The following is a 17,945-nucleotide window of genomic DNA, read 5'->3' on the forward strand; positions in this document are numbered from 1 at the left end:
AGGCAGCCTGCCGCAGGGCAGCATCGGTTGACGATTTGTTGCACGCCGCCACGCCGGTTCCACTTTCCCGACCCAATTCGGCCTCGGACGAGTTCCTAAAATTTCGGTAAGCGGGTCCCGAGGTAAGGAATTCGCAAGCAATGAAAGTTACCAAAAGGTCAATCCAGACTGGAGTATTTGAGCCGTGAGCGAACCAATGTCCGACCTGGCCGGCCAAGAGACCAATGACCGAGCGAACGACCGGACTGGCGCCGTTGACGCCGCCGCCGGCATCGAGGCCCCCTCGATCGCCCCCGACCATGAGACGCCGCCCAAGCCTGATCCGGTCAAGGCGGATGCCCCAAAGGTCGAGCCGCCAAAGATCGAGTCTTCGGGGATCGTGGTCCCCAAGTTCGAGGCGAAGGCCGAACCCAAGCCCGAGGCCAAAGCCGAGGCAAAGCCCGGTAAGCTCATCGTCATGGCGCCCTCGGAGCGGTCCTGGGACCGCGAAGAGTTCGCCCCGCATGTCAAGCCAGACGAGGTGCGTGACACCGGCAACAAGCGCCGCCTGTCGGCGATGGCCGCGGTCGTCGCGATTGCGGCTTGCGTCGGCGCCATCAGCGGCGCGCTTGCGACCGCCGGCATGATGCACTTCGCAGCCAGCCCGACGCCAGCTTCGGCGCAGGTCGCCGATACCAGCGCGCTGGACGCCTCCGTCGCGCGGATCGATGCCGACATGGTTGCGCTCAAGGCCAATGTCGAGCACACCTCGAAGACCGGCCTCAGCCAGTTCAACCGCGCCAACGACCGCCTCGACAAGCTCGAGAAAGCGCAGGCCGAACCGTTGGCCAAGCTGGCAAAACTGTCCGAGACCGTCGACAAGCTCCGCGCCACACCGCCTGCTGCCGCCCCCGTGCCGGCCGCCGCCGCCGCGGCGCCTGCGAAGGAGACCACTGGCACGATCGCGCCGGCCCCGACCCAGGTCGCGACGGCTGCGCCGGCTCCCGTGCCCCCCACGCCCGCCGCGCCCAAGACCGAAGTCGGCCGCCTGCCGACGATCGACGGCTGGAGGCTTCGCGACGTCGCCAATGGCGGTGCCCTGATCGAAGGCCGGGGCGGCCTGTACGAAGTCTATGCCGGCGATCCCATCCCCGGTCTCGGCCGCGTCGATGCGATCCGGCGCCAGGACGGTCGCTGGGTGGTGGTCACACCCAAGGGCCTGATCGTCGCGCGCTAAGCGTCCGATAAACGACTTGCGAAAAGGCGCTTCACCACCGCGTGAAGCGCCTTTTTACTTGAATAGGCTGTCAGGCGCGGTGTTATTGGAGGCATGAGCCGCGCGCTGCGAATTCTCCTGGCTGCCATATTGTTATTGGGCGGCGTCCTATCGCTCTCTGCAGCGGAGAATGCGCCGCTCGCGCGCGGCACCGCGATCATCGACCCCGATCTCCTGAAGAAGCTCGACCAGAGCGATGCGCTGTCAATCTCGCGCCTGTTAGAGCCCGAGCGGAACGCGACTGTTCCCCTGACCAGCGACCAGCTGTTCGCGTCGCTGCCGCAGCTCAAGGAGATTCTCCCCGCAATCGATACGGAGTTCGATCGCTACATCGCGCAGCACAAGCAGTCGGTGCCGAGCGAGACCATCGGCGTCGGCGACGGTTTCGACGTCCAGCTGTTCGATCGTTTCAGTCTGAAATCCGCCAGCACGCGCTTCGTGCTGGCCGGCATCGTTAACCGCATGGACCGCGCCTACGTGTCTGAGGAGTCCTGCGGCGAGATTCGGCTGATCTATCGTCTGGCGCGGTTCGGTCCCGGGCCGGATGGCGGCAGCACCGCGACGCGCCTGCCGATGACGTTCAACCTGGTGATGAAGGCGCGCGATGCGCGCCAGGCCGACGCGAGCGGCAAGGCCATCACCTGCGCCGAGGTGGCGCGGCGCTGGCTCGACAATGGCGACTGGCAAGGACTGATCGGCAGCCGCACTGGGCCTTACGATGCGATGGTCGACCGCATCGAGACCAATATCCAGATCTCGATCGCGCCGAAATCAGCGCTGCACGATTTCCGCTCCGACTATCTGCTCAAGGTGTTCAAATACGACGCCGCCACGAAGACCTTCGTGGAATCGACACTGGAGAACCAGATCGACCGCGACCGCATCCTGGCTGATGACGCGCTCCGGCGCGACTTCAAGGCGTGGCTGCTCGAGCCCGCGAATCTGCGCGAGTTCGATCGCGGCACGGTGCTGATTCCGGAGAAATATCTCGCCAAGGCGGCCGTGGCACTGACACCTGCGGGGCTCGATGCCTCGACGTTGCAGCCTGAGTTCGGCTTGGTTGAAGGCGAGGGCAACAGCGACCCTGTATTCACCGACAACGACGTCGTCGGCGCGCTGAAGCAGGCGGCCGCGCGCGGCATCGCGATGGAGAACATCCGCTCGGTCGCGGGCTTCCAGCGCCGCCTCAACGATGTCACCTGCTCCGGCTGCCACCAGACTCGCGGCATCGGCGGCTTCCATTTTCCCGGCGTGGATTGGCTGACGGAGGGGGCATCGAACGCCACCATCGTGCCGGCCTCGCCGCATTTCTTTGGTGACCAGCTCCGCCGCCGTGACATCCTGACCGCCTTTGCTAGCGGCAAACGTCCTGATTTTTCACGCGGATTTGCCAGCCGGCCGCAGACACGCGGCAGCGCGGAGCTTGCCGGCACCGAATATCAGGACGGCTGGGGCGCGCATTGTTCCCTGCAAAACGAGGGATCGGGAACGGCCGACAAGAGTTTTACGTCATGGACCTGTGCTAAAGGTCTCACCTGTCAGGCTGCGGCGGCTTCGAGCCGCATTGGCATGTGCTTCATCAAGACGCGTTAGCGCATGATCCCGAGGTCATGCGTCAGCCAACAAGCGATTTGGATGATTCATGACGGATACCAGCGACGCCAACAAGGAGCGCAATCGCGAGATCGCGCAGAATGAGGAAGCCAAGCAAGTCGCCGGCAGCATCCGCGTCAGCACCACGGCGGTCGCGGTGGTCGTCATCATCGGCGGCATCCTGTTCACGCTCGGCTGGCTGGCGCTGAGATAAGCGGCGCCCTCACTTCGCGTAATTCGTCATCCGTTTGCCGGGCAAGAGCTCATACGCCGGCTTCCAGCCGGGCAGCGTGGCCATTCGCCCGAGCCAGGCGTGGATGGCGGGATGGCTCGCGGCGAAATCGAAGCCGTGCTCGTCGCTGGGATAGTGCAGATAGGCCATCATCGAGATGTCGGCGACGGTTGGCTTGGTGCCGATCGCAAACGCGTTGTGTTGCAGATGACCGTCGAGAATGCCGAGGAAGTCGTCGAGCCGCCGGCGAAAATGCTTCAGCACGTGCGGATCGTTCTTTTCGGTGAAGGCCCGCATGAAGCGGTAGGTTGCCATGTAGCCGGTGAGCTTGTGGTTGTCCCAGAACAGCCAACGCAGCAGCTCGAATTTTTCGGCTTCGGTCTCGGCACCGAAACGCCCATACTGTTCGGCAAGCTTGAGCAGGAGAGGGGCGGTCTGCGTCATCTTCACGCCGTCGACCTCGAGCACGGGAATTTCGCCCATCTCGTTGACGGTCTTGCGCCAATCCGCCGTGCGCGTGACGCCGCCGCCGAAATCGGTCCAGACCGGCTCGAACGTCTCGCCGCAAAGCGTCAGCATCAGCGCCAGCTTGTAGCTATTGCCGGATTCAGGGAAGTGGTGCAGGCGATAAGTGGGCATGGGACCTCGCGCGCGAATGTGGTCGTGAGATTATATCGAGATCGTCGGATCGTTACCCCACAGCCCCGTTCGCCCGCAGCTCTTTGATCGCGGCTTCGTCGTATCCCGCGCCACGCAAAATCTCGTCACTGTGCTCGCCGACGCCGGGCGGCTTGCGCGGCTGCACCTTTTTGGTGCCGTCGATCCAGATCGGAGAGTTGATGGTGAGCATGGTATCGTTCTCGAACGGCACCAGCACCTCGTTGTCGAGCATCTGCTTGTCGTTCGGGATGTCGTCCAAAATGCCGACGATGCCGAACACCAGTCCGTTGCCATCGAGGATCTTGCGCCATTCGGCGAGGTCCCTGGTGGCGAAGGTTTCGTCAAAAATCTTGATGAGCTCGACCGAGCGGGCGTGACGGTCGGGCTTGGTGGCGAAGCGCGGATCGTTGATCAGGTCCTCGCGTCCGAGGCATTTGGCCAGCGTCGGCCACTGCTTCTCCTCGCTGAGCAGCGACAGGATCAGCCAGCGGCCGTCCTTGCACTGATAATGGTTGGCGACCGCATTGAGCGCACGCTCGCGCGGGCGCCGCTCGCCGAACTTGGCGCCGCAGAGTTTTGCCTGCGCCAGCACGCTCGCGGCCCACACGCCATTGGCCATCAGATTGGAGGCGACATGCGAGCCCTTGCCGGTCTTCTCGCGCTGATAGAGCGCGGTGACGATCGCGCTGTACAGCGCCATGGCGCAGGGATGGTCGCCCATGCCGGCGACCGAACGGGCCGGCGTCGTGTCGGTGTCGGCGCGGACAAGATCCATCAGGCCGGAGCGCGCCCAATAGGCGTTGCTGTCGAAACCGGGCTTGTTGGCCTCCTCGCCCTTCTCGCCATAGCCGGTGAAGGAGGCATAGATCAGCCGGTCGTTGAGATGGGCGAGATGGTCATAGGTGATGCCGAGCTTGGTCCGTACCGGCGGCGGCATGTTGGTGATGAAGACGTCGGCCTCTTCAACCAGCTTGTAAAGCACGGCCTGCGCCTCGGGCTTGGAGAGGTCGAGCGCCAGGCTCTTCTTGTTGCGGGCCTCGAGCAGCCAGGCGAAATTGTGCTCGCCGGTGGGATAGCCGGGCAGGTTGGGCAGATTGCGGTAGGGATCGCCGGCGCCGGGCGGCTCTATCTTGATGACATCGGCGCCGAAATCGGACAGCACGGTGGCCGCCGCGGGCGCTGCGATGAAGCTCGCGCAGTCCAGAACCTTGAGCCCTGCAAAAATGCCTTTTTCCATCGCGGCGTTGCTCCCTCGCTCTTGTTGTTTCCCGCCGGCTGGAATTGGCGCGGGCAAGTCTGGGAGCCATTAGACCGATGTCTTGCCCGGATGCAACGGCGCCCGGTGCAAGGCCTTACTCCTCTCCCGCAAGCAACGCGGCGTTGCCGCCGGCCGCGGCCGTGTTGATCGTCACGGTCTGCTCGGTGGCGAAGCGCGTCAGATAATGCGGACCCCCGGCCTTGGGGCCGGTTCCGGACAGGCCGTTGCCGCCAAAGGGCTGCACGCCGACCACGGCGCCGATCATGTTGCGGTTGACGTAGATGTTGCCGACCTGAACGCGGTCGATGATGGCCTCGACCGTGTCGTCGATGCGGGAGTGGATGCCGAGCGTCAGCCCGAAGCCGGTGCGCGCGATCGCCTGCAGCACGCGTTCGAGGGTTTCGGCCCGGTAGCGCACCACATGCAGGATCGGGCCGAACACCTCCTCAGTGAGCTGGCTGGCATCCCGGAGCTCAAAGATGTGCGGCGCGACGAAGCAGCCCTCTGGCGCTGTGCCTGCAAAATGCGGCCGCGCCTCCGTCTTCATCCGTGCGATGTGGGTGTCGAGGCGTTGCTTGGCTTCGGCATCGATGACAGGACCGACATGAGTCGCGATATCTGCGGGATCGCCGATCCTAAGTTCGCGCGCCGCGCCCGCGATCATCTCGATCATGCGGTCGGCGACGTCCTCCTGTACGAACATCAGCCGCAGCGCCGAGCAACGCTGGCCGGCTGAGCGGAACGCCGAGGTGACGACATCGTCGGCGACCTGCTCGGGCAGCGCAGTCGCATCCGCAATCATGGCATTGATGCCGCCGGTCTCCGCGATCAGCGGCACGATCGGCCCGTCCTTGGCGGCGAGCGTCCGGTTGATGTGACGTGCGACTTCGGTCGAGCCGGTGAAGACGACGCCGGCAATATCAGCGTGCGCGGTCAGCGCTGCGCCGATGCGGCCGTCGCCGGTGACGAGATGCAGTGCGTTTGCGGGGATGCCAGCCTCGTGCAGCAAGGCGACGGCCTCGCGCGCGATACGTGGCGTCTGCTCGGCGGGCTTTGCCACGACGCTGTTGCCGGCCATCAAGGCCGCGGTGACCTGGCCAAGGAAGACCGCCAGCGGAAAATTCCACGGCGAGATCGCGACGAACACGCCACGGCCGCGCATGGCCAGCGCGTTGCTCTCGCCGGTCGGTCCCGGCATCGCCGTCTCGCAGCCGAACAGTTTTCGGCCCTGCGCGGCGTAGTAGCGGCAGAAATCGGCGGCCTCGCGCAGCTCGGAGAGCGCGTCATCGAGCGTCTTGCCGCCTTCCGCTTGCAGCAGCGCGATAAAATGCGCACCGCGGCTCTCCAGCAGATGGGCAGCCTGCTCCAGCGCCGCCGCGCGTGTCGCCGCCGGCGTCCGGCTCCATCCGGCAAAGCCCGTGCTGGCAGTGGCGATTGCGGCGCCCGCCTGCTCGGGCGTTGCGTCAGCGACAGGCTTGAGATCAGGCGTCACGTCCTTGACGTCCGCGACCAGCCGATCGAGCGCCGCGCGCTCGCCGAATTCGATGCCCCTTGAATTACGCCGCTCCGGCGCAAACAGGTCGCCCGGCAGCGGGATTTTAGCATGGCGGGCGTGATCGGGCCGCATGATGAGATCGACCGGACGCTTCAACAGCGCCGGGACTGGCACGCGATAGTCGGCGGCCTGCGCCACGAAGGACGAGTTGGCGCCGTTCTCCAAAAGACGCCGCACCAGATAGGCGAGCAAATCGCGATGGCTGCCGACCGGCGCATAGGTGCGGTAGGCGATCTCGGGGTGATCCTTGGCGAGCTGCTCGTAGAGCGCTTCGCCCATGCCGTGCAGGCGCTGGAATTCGAAGCCGGAGCTAGCGCCGGCGAGCTCCAGCACGGTCGCGACGGTGAGGGCGTTATGGGTCGCAAATTGCGGGAAGATGCGTGGCCGCAAGGCAAGAAGCTTTGCTGCACAGGCGACGTAGTTCAGATCCGTCATCGCCTTGCGTGTGAATACCGGATAGCCGTCGAGCCCGCGCTCCTGCGCGCGCTTGATCTCGGTGTCCCAATAGGCGCCCTTGACCAGCCGCACCATCAGCATGCGGTCATGGGCGCGCGCGAGCTCGTGGATGTAGTCGATCATCGCGCTGGCGCGCTTCTGGTAGGCCTGGATCGCGAGCCCGAAGCCGTCCCAGCCAGCCAGCGACGGATCGGCGAGCGTGGCCGCGGTTACGTCGAGCGACAGCTCCAGCCGGTCGGCCTCCTCGGCATCGACGGTGAAGTTGAGGTCATACGCCTTGGCGCGCCGGGCCAGATCCAGCAGTTGCGGCACCAGTTCGCGCATCACACGGTCGCGGCTGATCGCCTCGAAGCGCGGATGCAGCGCCGAGAGCTTGACGGAGATGCCGGGCCGGTCGGGCAGAGGATGGTTGCCTGCCGCCTTGCCGATGGTCTCGATGGCGCTCGCATAGGCGTCGAAATAGCGCTTGGCGTCTTCAGCCGTGCGTGCCCCTTCGCCGAGCATGTCGAATGAATAGCGGGGCTTCTGGCCGGAGCGCGGCTTGCCGCGTTCAAGCGCCTGCTCGATGGTCTCGCCCAGTACAAAGTGATTGCCCATCAGTCGCATCGCCTGGCGCGTCGCGGTGCGCACCGCAGGCGCACCGAGCCGCTTCACGAGGCGGCCGATGGTGCCGTCGGGCGTCTCGCCAGGCTGGATCACGCGCGCCGACAGGCCGAGCGCCCAGGCCGAGGCGTTGACCAGGAACGCCGTGGACTTGGTCTCGTGGTGGATGAAGTCGCCCTCGCCGAGCTTGTCCTCGATGAACTGGTCGGCGGTGCGGGCATCCGGCACGCGCAGCAACGCCTCGGCCAGCACCATCAGCGCGAGACCTTCCTTGGTCGAGAGCGCGAACTCCCGCAGCATGTCCTCGACGCCGCCGATCCGGTCGTCGCGCTTGCGGATCGCCTCGATCAGCCTTGTCGCCGTGCGGTCGACCCGCGCTTCCTGCGGCGGGGCGAGATGCGCCGATGGAAACAGCCGCGCGGCGATGTCGGCATCATCAGGGGCGTAGGGCGCGGAAAAGGGCGGCGGGATATTCGGCATGGCGTGTCCTGTGGCTGAAGTTCAGGATAAGGCCCACATGACCGTAGTTCGATAGACAAGATAGCCATTTTGCCTTAGGAAATGAAGAGTATGGATATGTTGGCCGTATAAAATATGGAACTTGATCGGATCGACCGGAAAATCCTCTCAATTTTGCAGGAGGATGGACGAATCGCCAATGTCGAGCTCGCCGAGCGCATCGGCCTGTCGCCGACCTCGGTCGGCGAACGGCTGAAGCGTCTGCAGCGCGAGGGGTTTGTCGAGGGCTATGGGGCGCGGCTCAATCCGCACCGGCTTGGGCTGGGCTTGCTCGTGTTCGTCGAGGTGCTGCTCGACAAGACCACGCCCGACAATTTCGAGCGCTTTGCGCGCGCGGTCAAACTCGCGCCCGAAGTGCTGGAGTGTCACATGGTTGCAGGCGGCTTCGACTATCTGGTGAAAGCGCGGCTCGCGGACATGACCGCGTATCGGCGTTTCCTCGGCGAGACCTTGCTGTCGATGCCGGGCGTGCGCGAGACGCGCACCTATGCGGTGATGGAAGAGATCAAGCGCGACGCACCGTTGCCGGTGGGCTGACCACATGCGGTCGCGATTGTCATTGCTGCGGCGTCGATCAGCGATCTCTCAAGGCAAATAGCCTATCGTGTGCAGTCGCAACGCCTGTCGTCGAATGCACTGATCGTCTTCTGAAATTTTCTTGGCCTCACTCCCGGACAAATCCGGGAGGCAGCAAAAGCTGGCGGCTTATACTTTGAGGTTCTCTGCGGAGGTCTTGCCCCGGTTTGCGATCTCTTCGTATTCCACCGTCTGTCCTTCATTGAGCGAGGACAGGCCGGCTTTCTGCACTGCCGAGATATGCACGAACACATCCTTGCCGCCCGACGCAGGCTGGATAAATCCATAACCCTTGGTCGGGTTGAACCACTTGACCGTACCTTTAGCCATCACGACTTCTCCGCGGGTCTTCCTCCGAGATCACGAACCGCCAGTCCCCGCCAACCGGCCGGTTCGGTCCTACAGGATACGCGGAATGTGGCGGGCTTGGTAGATCAAACCACATCCGCATTTCGCCGAAATTCGCTCAACTTCGCAGCGTTTTTGCCGGTTTTGCCCGTTTCGCGGTCAATTGCGCCTGAGGCCGTCAATAAGTCGCGGCCAGATAGTCGACGATCTTGCCCACGTCGGCATCGTCAATCGGTGCGCCATAGACCTTGATCATCTTGGTCACCTCGGCCTGCCAGAAGCCTTTCTTGTCCTTCATCGGCGGCTGCGTGGCGATGTAGTCGGACGAGTGGCAGGCGGCGCAATTGCCCTGAACCACCTCGAGATTGGGCCCCGGCTTGAAGGCCGCCACCTCGTCCGGCGTCTTGTAACTGACCGGCGCGGCAAGCGCCGAACCCGCCACAGTGATAACGGCAAGCGTGGCGGCGAGGAGAACGGTGCGCTGCATGATCATGCTCCTCAGGCCACGGTGACGCGGGTGGTTTCGACGACGTTGCGCAAATAACCCGCCGGGTTCCAGCGCGGCGTGTCCGGCTGCGTCTCGCCGGAATTGCTGGTGGCGCGCACCTTGAGCTCGACTTGCCCGGCCGCGAGCTTCACGGGCAGCTTCCATTCGCGGAACGAGTAATTGCCCAAATCCTTGCCGAGCTTGGCGGAGGTCCAGGTCTTGCCGCCATCGGTGGAGACTTGGACGTCCTTGATGCCCTTGCCGCTGTCGAAGGCGATGCCGCGCAGCGTCGTGCGTCCCGCCTTCAGCTTGGCGCCATCGGTCACGCTGGTGATGAAGGAGCGGATGGTGAAGCGGTTGATCGGGATCGTCGCCTTCGGCGTCGTGCCAGGCTCGATCGAATTGTCAGGCGTATCGGGAATGCGATAGGCGCCCTTCATCCAGAAACCGTCGAAGACGTTGTCGATGACGGTGATCTCGTTGAGGTGCTTGACCCAGTAGGTGCCGTAATAGCCGGGCACCACCAGGCGCAGCGGGAAGCCGTTGAGGAACGGCAGATCGTCGCCGTTCATGCCGTAGGCCAGCATCACCTCGCCATTGGTGGCATGATCGAGGTCGAGCGCCTTGGCGAAGTCGGGCGTCTTGTCGCTGACCGGTCCGTCCATGCCGGCGAACACGACCTGCTTGGCGCCGGCCTGCACGCCCGCCATCTCGAGCACGGTCTTCAGCGGCACGCCGCGCCAGCGCGCATTGCCCATCGCGCCATTGGCGAGCTGGCCGCCGGCGACGCGCGGCTCCGAGAAGCCGCGGCTGTTGCCGGAGCACTGGTTGACGGCGACGATCTCCGTCGCCTTCATTTTGCGGATGTCCTTCAGCGACAGCTTGAGCGGCTTGTCGACCTTGCCCTTGACCTCGAGCGTGAACTTGTCAGGGTCGAGATCGTAGGGCAGGCCGGCGAGGTGGTAGCGTACGAAGAACGCGTTATTCGGCGTGATCGGGCCGTCGTTGAATATGGCGAACGGCGTCTCGAGCTGCGGCGGCCGGCTGGTCAAGCCGATCATTGGCCGCTTCTGCGGATACTTCACCAGCGGCCGCTCGCCATTGGCGAAGGGCAGGGTAACGGTGTCGAGGGCCAGCGCCTTGGTGGAATTCAGTGTGGCCGCCATGGCGGCAAGGCCCGCTCCTTTGAGCAGGTCGCGTCGGTCGAACATTCAGGTCTCCTCCCGGAGCTTTTCGTTGGTTCGCGGTCATCACCGCAACACCTGCGCTCATCTGTCTCAACCGCCAGGTTGAAGTCAATTCGTGCTTTCGCAGCAAGCCCATGCCGTTGCGCTGCAACAGGGCGGTGTTACACGTTGATGAGAAGCCGCGCTGTGGCGGCGTCGGACGGTGTGCTCCCTCGCCCTGCATGCGGGAGAGGTGAAGAATCAGGCGGCGGCGCGCTCGCCGCCGGCAATGATCGCGGACAATGTCCTGGTGTCGGCAACCACCCGCACCACCATCGGCTCGTCGCGACCGCGGATCGCGACCTCCTGCTTCGGCAGCGTATCCTCGTGAAGACCAGCGGTGCGGCGGACCTCGTCCGAGACGATGGCCTCGCACTGAAGCGTCTTCGTCATGTCCTGGAGCCGGGCGGCGACGTTCACGGCATCGCCGAGCGCGGTGAACACGATGTGGTCGCGATAGCCGATGTCGCCGATGATGACCTCGCCGCCATGGACGCCGATGCCGAAGCGAATCGGCTGGCGCAGATCGTGGCTCAGGAGCTCGTTCAGCTCGTCCACATGGGTCGCAATGCCGGCAACGGCCTTGAGCGCCTGGCGGGAGGCGGTTTGCGGATCGCTGGTCAGGCCGAACAGCGCCAGCATGCCGTCGCCGACGAACTGGTTCGGCTGGCCGCCATTCTCGATCACGGCCTGCGATACCGCACCTAAGAAGCGGTTGACGATGAACACGGTGTCGAACGGCAGCCGCTTCTCGGCAAGCTGCGTCGAGCCGCGCATGTCGACGAAGAGGCTGACGAGATAGCGCTCCTGGCCGATTCGCGCGGGCGAGGACGCCTGGGCGTTGGCCGCCAGCATTTGCGGCATGAACAGCTGGAAGAAGGAGAGATCGCAGTTCGGCCGCAGCTGGCAGGCAAGCCGGATCGAGGGATCGGCGGTCCCGACGCGGGCCAGCACGAAGGCCTCGCGCTGCGAGGGCTCGGGCAGGGCGCCGTGGTCGCCGATGATGCGGATGCGGCAGGTCGAGCAGCGGGCGCGGCCGCCGCAGACGCTGGCATGCGGCACATTGTGGCGCAGGCTCGCTTCCAGGACGGAGAGACCCTTGGGCACGCGCACCGTCTTGCCGTTGCCGTAGGACAGCGCGATCGTGCCGCCGCGCCGCTCGCGCCAGCCGCGCACCCCGCGTGACAGCATCACCAGCCCGAGCAGGCCGAAGTAACCGATCGTCAGTCCGCCGGTGATGCGGTCGAGCGTATCGGCCTGTGCGAACGTGCCGACCTCGCGCTGCGTGTAATTTTGCCGGCGCCAATCGCTGTCCTCGCTGTCCGCGGCGACACTGCGGCCACCCTGGTAGATGCCGAGCAGCGCCAGCGTCGGGATCAGCACGGCGGCTGCGAGCAAATAGGGTGCCGCGCGCGTGAAGAATGGCTTCAGCCGCAGCCAGAAATAGATGCCGATGCAACCGTGGACCCAGGCAACGATCAGCAGGATCGTCATCGTCCAGAGCCGGCCGGGGGCCACGACAAAGAACAGATAGAGCTCCTGCGGATAGAGCTTCTCGTGATCGTACAGCACCTGGCCCAGCCGGATGCCGATCACATGCGCCATCACCAGCGCGGGGATGCTCAGGCCCAGCACCAGCTGGAGCGGCTCGATCGTCCGCCAGCGGAACTGGCGGCGCTGGTACAGCGCATAGACGCCAAGACCCATATGGGTGAACGCCGCGCCATAGAACACGATCGTAACAGGGAGGAACTGCCAGAACGCGGTGTGGTAATAGACCCCGACCTGCATGGCATCGACCGAGATGTTGCCGAGCGCATGGTTGAGGAAATGGCTGACCACGTAAGCGAACAGGATGACGCCGCAGACCAGCCGCACCTGCCGCGCGCTGGTCGAGCGGACGAGTTCGGGCAATCGTGAAAGCGCGGTCGTGGCCATGATTCGGTTGTACCAGTTCACTGAGGAGAACAGCCAGCGGAGAGTTAAATTCCGCGGGCAGACGGCTTACAGGATCACATAACCGACAAGGTTACGTAACGGTAAGTCTCGTAGGCTTGGCAAAGTCCCGTAGGATGCGCAAAGGCGCTCTTGCGCCGTGCCCACGTCTTTCCATCAAATAGGCAAGACGTGGGCACGCTTCGCTTTGCCCACCCTACGAGACCGTCCGCACATTGACTCCCCCTCCCAAGTCAGGGAAAAGCGCGGCCGTGACGCTGGCTCTCGACATCACCGCAAAGCCCAATGGCGCATCGCGCCGGCCGCTCGTCGCGGCCGCGCTGGTGATCGCCGCGATGACCGTGCTCCGCCTTGTCTATGCCTCTGTTATCGAGCTGCGCACCGACGAGGCCTATTATTGGACCTGGTCGAAGGAGGGGGCGCTCAGCTTCCTCGATCATCCGCCCGGCATCGCCTGGCTCATCCGCTTCGGCACCCTCATTTTCGGTGACAGCGCACTGGGCGTCCGCTTCGGTGGCATCGTCGCGATGCTGGTGACGCAGTGTCTGCTCGCCGACATCGTTCGCCGCCTCACCCACGACGCGCGCGCCATCGCGATTGCAGTGCTGATGCCGGAAGCCGCGCTCTATTATGGTCTGTTGATGGCCAAGGTCGCCCCCGACGTCGCCATGATTCCGTTCGCGGTGGCGATGATGTGGTCGCTGGTGCTGATAGCACAAAGTGGCGACGGCCGCTGGTGGCTCGCGGCCGGCTTGTTCGCCGGCCTGTCGCTGCTGTCGAAATTCACCGTCATCATGTTCGCGCCTGCGGTCGCCGCCTTTCTTCTGGTGCCGGACTGGCGCTGGCGCTGGCTGCGCAGCCCGTATCCTTACCTTGCGCTGCTGATCGCAATCGTCGTGTTCTCGCCGGTCCTGATCTGGAACGCGCAGCACGACTGGGCCTCGTTCCGTTTCCAGGGCGTGCGCGCCACCGCCAATTACGGGATCTCGCTGCGCACCCTCGGCGACTACATCGGCTTGCAATTCGGCCTCGTCGGTTTCGTGATGCTGCCGGTGGTGTTGTCCGGTCTGGTGATGACGGCGTGGCGTGGCTATCGCTCCCGCGAGTCGGTTGCGATCCTGCTGTCGACGGCAGTGCTGGTGCCGTTCGTCTATTTCTTCTTCAAGTCGCTGACACTCAGGGTCGGCGATACCTGGCCGATGTTCATGTGGCCTGTTGGCTTCGCGGCTGCTGCAGTGAATCTTGTGCTGATACGGAGAGAAGGCTGGTCGGCGCGGGCGCTCCGCTCGGGCCTCTTCTGGGTCAACACGGCGCTGGTGTCGGGGATCGCCTTCGTCGTGATCGTGTTCCTCTATTATGTCGCCGCGCCCTGGAATTTCCTCGGCAGGATGGATCCGATCGGCGCCGAGGCCGGCTTTGAGCAGGTCGCCGCGCGCGCGCAGGCCGTGCTGGATGAGACCGGCGCGACCTGGATCGCGACCACGGATTACCGCACCTACGCGATGATGCGCTGGCTGTTCCGCGGCCGGGTGCCCGTGGTCGAAATCAACGAACGTGGCCGCTTCCAGGATTTTCGCGATCCCGGCATGGACAGGATCAAGGGCCATGCGGGACTCTATATTGGTCGTCAGCCCGATGATCGTTTACCGCTGTGGCAGACGATCCCCGCCAAGCGTGAGCAACTTGGCCAGGTTGAGCGCCGCTGGCGTGGCGTCCTGATCGACACTTACACGCTCGACAAGCTCACCGGATGGACCCCGGAGCTCACCCCGCCAAAGGACTCGCCGCTGTTCCAGTGGCGGGTGCTGGCTCTAAGAGCTACTCCTCCTCTTTCCGCCGCAGCAGATCCGTCGCGAGATCCGACAGTTTCGGCGGCGGCAGCGCGGCGAACGGCAGCGGCCTCGTGACGTCGATCGCCGCCAAGCCAAGCCGCGCCGTCAGCAGGCCGTTGAGCATGCCTTCACCAAGCCGCTGCGACAGCTTTGCCGCAATCCCGTGCCCGAGCACCTGCTGCATCAGGCTGTCGCTGGCCGCGAGGCCGCCGGTGATGGCCAGATGGGCGATGACGTGGCGGAGCAAACGGATCATGCCGAGCGTGCCGGGCCGGCCGCCATAAAGGCGGGCAAGCTGGCGGATCAGGCGCAACGAGGCCACGAACACGAACAGCACGTCGAACAGCGCGCGCGGCGACACCGCCGTGACGATCGACACCCGCTGCGCCGCCGACGACACCAGCCGCCGCGCCTCCGCATCCAGCGGCGACATCAATTCGCGCTCGGCGAGCCGGATCATGTCTGCGCCGTCGATGATCTCGCCTGTGTGGCTTTCGAGTGCGGCACGGGCGCGTGCGAGCTGCGGGTTCTGGTGCGCGATCGCGATCAGGTCCTGCACGATGGCGCGGCTCTCCCCGCGATCGTCGCTGGCCAGCACCTCGGCGGCGCGCCGATGCAGTTTTTCGATCGTTGCAAGCCGGGCGAGGCCAAATGCCTCGCGTCCGATCACCACAGCGAGCGCCAGCGTGGTGACGAAGGCCAGCGCAACCCCGACGAAGCCGAGGCTTTCGCTGCGTGCAAACAGATCCTCGATCAGACGGACCACGCCAAGCCCGGTGCCGAGCAGCGTGAGGCCGGCGACGCCGGACCAGAACAGCACGCCCCAGCGAAAGCCACGCCGCGCCGGAAGCGCTGTCTCGATCGGCACCGGCAAGGTCGACGGATCGTGCTCCGGCGTGATCTGGACGGTGGTGCGGCCGAGCCGGCTGGTTTCGTCGGCTTCGGTGACGACGACATCGGGATCGTCGAGCCGGAACGTCGCCGGCCGCCGTGGCTTCGATCGGTCGTTCATACGAGCTTGTCTCCGATCAGGAACTGCAAGGCACGGTCGAGGCGGATGTGAGGCAGCGTCGGCTCTTCCGTCCCCTCGCGTTCGAGCTTGGGCGGGCGGAAGCGCAGGAAGCGGAAATCGCTCTTCTCGGCGGCTTCGGTGGAGAGGCCGCGGAACGCATCGGTGCCGTTGAACATTGGTTCGGGATCCAGCGGTAGGTCGCCCGGAAAGGTCGCGACCTCGGTGTTGCCGTCGAAGAACTCGCCATTCGCGCTCTCGCCCGCGGCCGGCGTGCCCAGGATCGAGGGCAATTTGTCGCGGCCATGCGCAACCTGCGCCTCGCGCGTGGCGCGGACGGCGGAGAGTGCCACGACATCGATCGCAGCGCCGGTGTCTTCGGCGCGTGCCGCAGCGCGAGTGACCGCGCGGCGCAGCACGGCCTCGAGGCGGTCGTGGCTGGAATGATGCAGATGGTCCGCCTTCGTTGCCGCGAACAGGATGCGATCGATGCGCGGCCTGAACATGCTGGAGAGGAAGGTGCTGCGGCCGATGTTGAAGCAATCGAGAATGCCAGATAGCGCCGCTTCGAGATCGTGCAGCGCCTCCGGTCCTGCATTGAATGCGGCGAGCGCATCGGCCAGCACGATCTGGCGGTCGAGCCGGGCGAAATGATCGCGAAAGAACGGCCGCACCACGATGTCCTTGTAGGCTTCAAAGCGGCGCACCATCATCGCCCACAGCGATCCCTCCGGTGCTTGTCCGCCTGAGGGCACTTCGAGCGGGGCGAAGGTCAGCGCCGGCGTATCGGCGAGACTGCCGGGCATCAAAAAGCGGCCGGGCGGCAGCAGGCTCATGGCAAAGCGCTCGTCGCGGCAGGCGCGCAGATATTGGGTGAAGAGCTTTGCAGCGGTGAGCGTCGCCTGCTCGTCCTCGCGCGCCTCGGGTTTCAGCGTCGCCAGATGCGCGTGCCAATCGGCGGCAAGATGCGCGCGCGGCGTCTCGCGCGACAGCGCCAGGCTCTCGGCGGACCATTGCTCGTAGCTTTTCTGAAGCAGCGGCAGATCGAGCAGCCATTCGCCTGGATAATCGACGATGTCGAGCGTCAGCGTGCGGTCGGCGCCGTTCTGGCGCTGGTAGTCGATCACGAGACGGAGCTCGCTGATGTCGACGGTCGAGCTCGGCCAGCGCCGCTCCTCGATCAGCGCGCGCAGATGGCTCTCGTAGGAAAAGCGCGGCACGGCATCATCAGGCTGCGGCGCCAGATGCGCCCGCGCGATCCGGCCCGATGAATAGGCCTCGAATACCGGAAACCGGCCGCCGCGCGTCAGCCCGTGGATCAGCGCGGTGATGAATACGGTCTTACCGGCGCGCGACAGGCCGGTGACACCAAGCCGCACCGTCGGGTTGAAGAAGTGCTCGCCATAGTCGATCAGCGCCCGGGCCGACAGGCGCGCCTCTTCGACCATATCCTGGAAACTGAATGCCATATGAACGTGATTAATCTCGGGCGGGCGGAACAGTGAAGCCGTTCACAAAAGTGGCAATTGCGTGAGGAAAATCAAGCTTCATACTTCCACCGCCTTTGTCGGCAAATCAGCCGATTGAACGACGCGCCGATCCCGAAAGACCCATACAAAAACGGCATTATCTCAGCCTTTGCGGATTGCCATGACCGTCTTCCAATTGAAACAACTTGCATCCACCTCCGTCCACGCCGCAGCCGACGCGATCCGCTGGAATTACGATCGCGCCGAGCTGATCGCCGACGGCATCATCCATGGGATCGGCGTGCTTGCCGGCATCATCGCTGCGACCGTGCTGATGGTGCTGGCAGCGGTCTATGCCGATGGCACCGACATTGTCGGCGTCTCGATCTATGTCGCGGGGCTGCTCTCGATGCTGGTGCTGTCCGCGACCTATAATCTCTGGCCAGTCTCGCCCGCCAAATGGCTGCTGCGCCGCTTCGACCATTCCGCGATTTATCTTTTGATCGCCGCGACCTACACGCCTTTCATTCTGGAGGTGAGGGACAGCGCGTTCGCGCTGGTGCTGCTCGCGGGCGTCTGGTGTGCCGCGATATCAGGCATCGTGCTGAAACTTTTTTATCCCGGCCGGTTTGATCGTGTCTCGGTCGGCATCTATCTCGTCATGGGCTGGAGTGGTGTGATGCTCTACGGACCCGTGGTCCAGGCGCTGCCCGCGCTCGCGCTCGGCTTCATCCTTGCGGGCGGCCTGCTCTACAGTTTTGGCGTGATCTTCCACGCCTGGCGGCGGTTGCGTTTCCAGAACGCGATCTGGCATGGCTTTGTCTTGGCCGGCGCGGCATGCCATTATACCGCGGTGCTCGACCTCGTGCTGAACTGAGCACGTCCCGCGACGCGGGATGAGACCACACAAG

The 17,945-nt window shown here is 64.6% G+C and carries 15 protein-coding genes; 6 read left to right on the plus strand and 9 right to left on the minus strand.

Annotated elements, in window-relative coordinates; genetic code table 11:
- Positions 1-196: 196 nt before the first annotated feature.
- From L6637_RS23470 to L6637_RS23480, 3 genes are all read left to right on the plus strand, one after another.
- A complete protein-coding gene (locus L6637_RS23470) occupies positions 197-1,216 on the plus strand; it encodes a hypothetical protein (RefSeq protein ID WP_237872090.1) in 1,020 nt (339 codons plus the stop codon).
- Positions 1,217-1,309: 93 nt separating this feature from the next.
- Positions 1,310-2,848: a hypothetical protein gene (locus L6637_RS23475; protein ID WP_237872092.1), complete on the plus strand. Its 1,539-nt coding sequence runs from the start codon at positions 1,310-1,312 to the stop codon at positions 2,846-2,848.
- 49 nt (positions 2,849-2,897) lie between these two features.
- Complete coding sequence (locus L6637_RS23480) at positions 2,898-3,062, plus strand: hypothetical protein (protein ID WP_237866011.1); 165 nt, start codon at positions 2,898-2,900, stop codon at positions 3,060-3,062.
- Between the two features lie 9 nt (positions 3,063-3,071).
- On the opposite strand, the gene L6637_RS23485 is transcribed toward L6637_RS23480, so the two are convergent.
- The 3 genes from L6637_RS23485 to putA all read right to left on the minus strand — a co-directional run bounded on the left by L6637_RS23485 (position 3,072) and on the right by putA (position 8,092).
- On the minus strand, positions 3,072-3,719 hold the full coding sequence (locus L6637_RS23485; protein WP_237872093.1) for a glutathione S-transferase family protein: 648 nt from the start codon (positions 3,717-3,719) through the stop codon (positions 3,072-3,074).
- A gap of 52 nt (positions 3,720-3,771) precedes the next feature.
- Positions 3,772-4,977 (minus strand): CaiB/BaiF CoA transferase family protein, encoded by a 1,206-nt coding sequence (locus tag L6637_RS23490; RefSeq protein ID WP_237872095.1) that lies wholly within the window; start codon positions 4,975-4,977, stop codon positions 3,772-3,774.
- Between the two features lie 115 nt (positions 4,978-5,092).
- A complete protein-coding gene (gene putA, locus L6637_RS23495; protein ID WP_237872097.1) occupies positions 5,093-8,092 on the minus strand; it encodes a bifunctional proline dehydrogenase/L-glutamate gamma-semialdehyde dehydrogenase PutA in 3,000 nt (999 codons plus the stop codon).
- Positions 8,093-8,206: 114 nt separating this feature from the next.
- Here putA and L6637_RS23500 point away from each other — a divergent pair, with 114 nt between their 5' ends.
- Positions 8,207-8,668, plus strand: coding sequence for an Lrp/AsnC ligand binding domain-containing protein (locus tag L6637_RS23500; protein WP_194464197.1), 462 nt, complete (start codon positions 8,207-8,209; stop codon positions 8,666-8,668).
- Positions 8,669-8,836: 168 nt separating this feature from the next.
- Here the strand turns inward: L6637_RS23500 and L6637_RS23505 are convergent, their stop codons facing one another.
- The 4 genes from L6637_RS23505 to L6637_RS23520 all read right to left on the minus strand — a co-directional run bounded on the left by L6637_RS23505 (position 8,837) and on the right by L6637_RS23520 (position 12,706).
- The gene (locus tag L6637_RS23505; protein WP_008134691.1) at positions 8,837-9,037 is read right to left on the minus strand and encodes a cold-shock protein; all 201 of its coding nucleotides are present in this window, start codon (positions 9,035-9,037) and stop codon (positions 8,837-8,839) included.
- 196 nt (positions 9,038-9,233) lie between these two features.
- A complete protein-coding gene (gene sorB, locus L6637_RS23510) occupies positions 9,234-9,542 on the minus strand; it encodes a SorB family sulfite dehydrogenase c-type cytochrome subunit (RefSeq protein ID WP_237866015.1) in 309 nt (102 codons plus the stop codon).
- 11 nt (positions 9,543-9,553) lie between these two features.
- Complete coding sequence (gene sorA / locus L6637_RS23515) at positions 9,554-10,753, minus strand: SorA family sulfite dehydrogenase catalytic subunit (protein ID WP_237866016.1); 1,200 nt, start codon at positions 10,751-10,753, stop codon at positions 9,554-9,556.
- A 216-nt stretch (positions 10,754-10,969) separates the two neighbouring features.
- Positions 10,970-12,706 carry an adenylate/guanylate cyclase domain-containing protein gene (locus L6637_RS23520; RefSeq protein ID WP_237866017.1) on the minus strand — a complete coding sequence of 579 codons (1,737 nt, stop codon included), beginning with the start codon at positions 12,704-12,706 and terminating at the stop codon, positions 10,970-10,972.
- Positions 12,707-13,059: 353 nt separating this feature from the next.
- Here L6637_RS23520 and L6637_RS23525 point away from each other — a divergent pair, with 353 nt between their 5' ends.
- Positions 13,060-14,631 (plus strand): glycosyltransferase family 39 protein, encoded by a 1,572-nt coding sequence (locus tag L6637_RS23525; protein ID WP_237866060.1) that lies wholly within the window; start codon positions 13,060-13,062, stop codon positions 14,629-14,631.
- Here L6637_RS23525 and L6637_RS23530 read toward each other — a convergent pair.
- Together L6637_RS23530 and L6637_RS23535 are read right to left on the minus strand one after the other, a co-directional pair.
- On the minus strand, positions 14,543-15,568 hold the full coding sequence (locus tag L6637_RS23530) for a YcjF family protein (RefSeq protein ID WP_237866018.1): 1,026 nt from the start codon (positions 15,566-15,568) through the stop codon (positions 14,543-14,545). The two genes, L6637_RS23525 and L6637_RS23530, sit on opposite strands and share 89 nt — an antisense overlap.
- The gene (locus L6637_RS23535; RefSeq protein ID WP_237866019.1) at positions 15,565-17,034 is read right to left on the minus strand and encodes a YcjX family GTP-binding protein; all 1,470 of its coding nucleotides are present in this window, start codon (positions 17,032-17,034) and stop codon (positions 15,565-15,567) included. Before L6637_RS23535 ends, L6637_RS23530 begins: the two co-directional genes overlap by 4 nt.
- Positions 17,035-17,215: 181 nt before the next feature.
- Here L6637_RS23535 and trhA point away from each other — a divergent pair, with 181 nt between their 5' ends.
- Positions 17,216-17,911, plus strand: coding sequence for a PAQR family membrane homeostasis protein TrhA (trhA, locus tag L6637_RS23540; RefSeq protein ID WP_237866020.1), 696 nt, complete (start codon positions 17,216-17,218; stop codon positions 17,909-17,911).
- The last annotated feature ends 34 nt before the right edge of the window (positions 17,912-17,945 follow it).

It is taken from the genome of Bradyrhizobium zhengyangense (assembly GCF_022012435.1).
GTDB lineage: Bacteria > Pseudomonadota > Alphaproteobacteria > Rhizobiales > Xanthobacteraceae > Bradyrhizobium > Bradyrhizobium zhengyangense.